This window comes from Acidimicrobiales bacterium (assembly GCA_036491125.1).
Classification (GTDB): domain Bacteria; phylum Actinomycetota; class Acidimicrobiia; order Acidimicrobiales; family AC-9; genus AC-9.
Map to the genome: position 1 here is coordinate 1 of DASXCO010000188.1, position 3,571 is coordinate 3,571.

General features: G+C 72.0%; 4 protein-coding genes. 3 read left to right on the forward strand and 1 reads right to left on the reverse strand.

Annotated elements, in window-relative coordinates:
* A partial coding sequence (locus tag VGF64_15145) for a thiamine pyrophosphate-dependent enzyme (protein HEY1636098.1) occupies positions 1-356 on the forward strand: 356 nt, incomplete at its 5' end.
* Between the two features lie 12 nt (positions 357-368).
* Here VGF64_15145 and VGF64_15150 read toward each other — a convergent pair.
* Positions 369-746 (reverse strand): hotdog domain-containing protein, encoded by a 378-nt coding sequence (locus VGF64_15150; protein HEY1636099.1) that lies wholly within the window; start codon positions 744-746, stop codon positions 369-371.
* An 80-nt stretch (positions 747-826) separates the two neighbouring features.
* Between VGF64_15150 and VGF64_15155 the strand changes: the two genes are divergently transcribed.
* Positions 827-2,212, forward strand: a complete 1,386-nt coding sequence (locus tag VGF64_15155) for a TldD/PmbA family protein (protein ID HEY1636100.1) — start codon at positions 827-829, stop codon at positions 2,210-2,212.
* Positions 2,205-3,548, forward strand: coding sequence for a TldD/PmbA family protein (locus tag VGF64_15160; protein HEY1636101.1), 1,344 nt, complete (start codon positions 2,205-2,207; stop codon positions 3,546-3,548). The genes VGF64_15155 and VGF64_15160 overlap by 8 nt, the downstream gene beginning before the upstream one ends.
* Positions 3,549-3,571 lie beyond the last annotated feature (23 nt).

Consider the following 3,571-nt stretch of genomic DNA (forward strand, 5'->3'; position numbering starts at 1 on the left):
ACCGCCAGGTCGTCCTGCTTCTCGGCGACGGCGCCCTCGGGTTCTCCGCCATGGACGTCGACACCCTCGTGCGCCACCGGCTCCCGGTCACCATGGTGGTGGGCAACAACGGGATCTGGGGCCTGGAGAAGCACCCGATGCGCGCCCTCTACGGCTACGACGTCGCCGCCGACCTCCAGGCCGGCTGCCGCTACGACGAGGTGGTGCAGGCCCTGGGCGGGGCTGGGGAGACGGTGGACGATCCGGCCCAGATCGGCCCTGCCCTCGACCGGGCGCTGGCCTCCGGAGTTCCCTACCTCGTGAACGTCCTCACCGACCCGGCGGTGGCCTACCCGCGTTCGTCCAACCTGGCGTAGCTCCCGCCGCTCCTAGTGGGCCTTCTTCAAGAAGGGCTCGACCTCGACGACGACGCGGGTGAGCTTGCCGGCGCCGACGAGGCCGCCGGCATCGCTGGCGGCGACGGTGAAGGTGAGGCGCCGCCCCTCGATCCGCTCGAGGGCGGCCTCGGCGGTCACCGAGCGGCCGACCCCGGTCGGTGCCAGGTGGTCGAACTGCACTCGCATCCCCACTGTGGTGAGACCGGGCGCCAGCTCCCCCCGGATGGCCTGGACGCAGGCTTCCTCGCACAATCCGACCAGGCGCGGGGTGGCCAGCACGGGGACCTCCCCTGACCTGAGAGTGGCCGCTGTGTCGGCCTCGGTGACCCGCAGGGTGGCTCGGCCCGTCAGGCCGATAGGGATGGACACGACGGTACGATACGGGTCGGCCAGCGCAGCTGGCCACACGGTTCCCGACGGCACCCCGCCGGAGGGCAGAAGGAGTGCTCGTGATCGACTCTTCGGTGGTGGACCGCGTCCTCGGCGAGGCCCTACGGACCGGCGGCGACTTCGCCGAGCTGTTCGTGGAGGACCGCCGGACCTCGACGGCCTCCCTCGACGACGGCAAGGTCGAGGAGCTGTCGTCCGGGCGTGACCGCGGTGCCGGGATCCGGGTCGTGATGGGCGAGACGACCGGGTTTGCCCACACCGCCGACCTGTCCCAGGGAGGCCTGCGCGCCGCAGCGGGGGCGGCTGCGGCGGTGGCGCGCGGAGGCCGCGGCCGGACCGTGGCCGTGACGCCGTCCACGGCGCCCCGCCACAACGAGGTGTCCACCTACCCGGAGACCGTGGCCAAGGCGAGGAAGGTCGAGCTGCTGACCCGGGCCGACGAGGCGGCCCGGTCCGAGGGGGCGGCGATCACCCAGGTGGCCGCCGGCTACGGCGACAGCCGCCGGCGGATCCTCGTGGCCAACAGCGACGGCCTCCTCGTCGGCGACGACCAGGTCCGGACGCGACTGGGGGTCTCGTGCGTGGCCCTGGGCGACACCGGCATGCAGACGGGGTACGAGACGGCCGCCCTCACCGTCGGCTTCGAGCTGTTCGACCGGGTGCAGGCTGAGGAGGTCGCACGCGAGGCGGCGCGGCGGGCCCTGACCAAGCTCGCGGCCCGACCGGCTCCGAGCGGTGTTCTCCCTGTCGTGCTCAAGGGTGGGACAGGCGGGATCCTGTTCCACGAAGCCTGCGGGCACGGCCTCGAGGCCGACCACATCGCCAAGGACAGCTCGGTCTACACCGGACGCGTCGGCGAGCTGGTGGCCAGCCCCCTGGTGACGCTCGTCGACGACGGGACCATGGGCCCGGAGTGGGGGAGCTTCGCCATCGACGACGAGGGCCGCCCGGCCCAGCGCAACGTGCTCATCTCCGAGGGCGTCCTCACCGACTACATGTGGGACTTCCTCCGGGCCCGCAAGGAGGGTCGGACCTCGTCGGGCAACGGCCGGCGCCAGAGCTACCAGCACCTGCCCATGGTGCGGATGACCAACACCTATCTGATCGACGGCACCGACGACTCCGACGAGATCGTGGCCCAGACGCCCAACGGCGTGTACGTGGCCAAGCTGGGTGGCGGCCAGGTCAACACGGCCACCGGGGACTTCGTGTTCGGGATGAACGAGGCTTATCTGATCGAGGGGGGCAGGATCACCGAGCCGCTGCGCGACGCCAACCTCATCGGCAACGGTCCGGACGTGCTGAAGGGCATCGACGCCATCGGCGACGACTTCGCCATGGGACCGGGCACGTGCGGTAAGGACGGACAGGCCGTGCCGGTCGGTTGTGGCCAGCCGACGGTCCGGATCAGCGGCGTCACCGTGGGGGGCACAGCCCGTGGCTGACCTCTCCGACGTCGTCTCCCGGGTGATCGCCGGGGCGGGCGACGACGAGGATGTCGAGGCCTACGCGGCGCGGACCTCGGACACCGCAGTCCGCGTCTTCGGCGGGGACGTCGAGTCGCTGTCGTCGGCGGAGTCGGCGGGAGTGGGCGTGAGGGTGGTGATGGGGAACCGCCAGGGTTTCGCCTACACCGGGTCGCTCGACGAGGCCGACCTCGCCGACGTGCTTGCCGAGGCGAGGGACAACGCCGCCTTCGCCACGCCCGACGAGCACGTCGGTCTGGCGACACCCGACGGTGTGGCCGCCGCCGACCTCGACCTGTGGCGACCGGCCCTGGCGGACCTCCCAGCCGACCGCAAGGTGGCCATGGCCCTGGAGCTGGAGAAGCGGGTCCGGAGTGGGGATCCCCGGATTCGCCAGGTGGAGTCGGCCAACTACGGCGACGCCAGCGTCGAGGCCGCCATCGCCAGCACCACCGGCATCAGCGCCGCCACCCGTCGGACGGCGTGCCACCTGTCGGCCTATGCCATCGCCGGCGAGGGCAGCGACACCCAGACCGGCGGCGGCTACTCGGTGGGACGAGAGCCCGACGAGCTCGACCTCGAGGAGGCCGCGACCGACGCCGTCGATCGGGCCACCCGACTGCTCGGTGCGACCAAGGCCCGCTCGAGCCGTCTCACCGTCGTCTTCGATCCCCGGGTGACTACGGTGCTCCTTGGAGTCATCTCCAGCGCCCTGTCGGGCGAGGCCGTGCTCAAGGGTCGGTCGCTGTTCGCCGACCGGCTGGATCAGGAGGTGGGCGCGTCGACGCTGACGCTCACCGACGACCCGACCGACCCGCGGGCCTACGGCGCCGCCACCTACGACGCAGAGGGCCTGGCCTGCCGGCGCAACGTGCTGGTCGAGAATGGCGTCCTCACCCGCTTCCTCTACGACACCTACGCGGGCCGGCGGGCCGGCACCGCTTCGACCGGATCGGCCGTGCGGGCTGGCTTCAAGTCGGCGCCCGGCGTCGGGTGCCGCGCCTTGTCGCTGGTGCCCGGCACCGCGAGCCAGGACGACATCATCGCGTCGGTTGACGAGGGGATGCTGGTGCAGTCGGTGACGGGCATCCATTCAGGTGTGAACCCCATCAGTGGCGACTTCTCGGTGGGCGCGGAGGGGATTCTCATCCGGGACGGCGCCCTCGCCGAGCCCGTTCGGGAGGTCACCATCGCCTCGACCATCCAGCGCATGCTGAGCACCGTGGTGGCCGTGGGTGCCGACCTCGAGTGGCTGCCCGGCATCGCGGCCGGGCTGACCCTGGCGATCGGCGAGGTCAGCCTCAGCGGCGCCTAGACCGGCCCGGGAGGCCGGCCCAA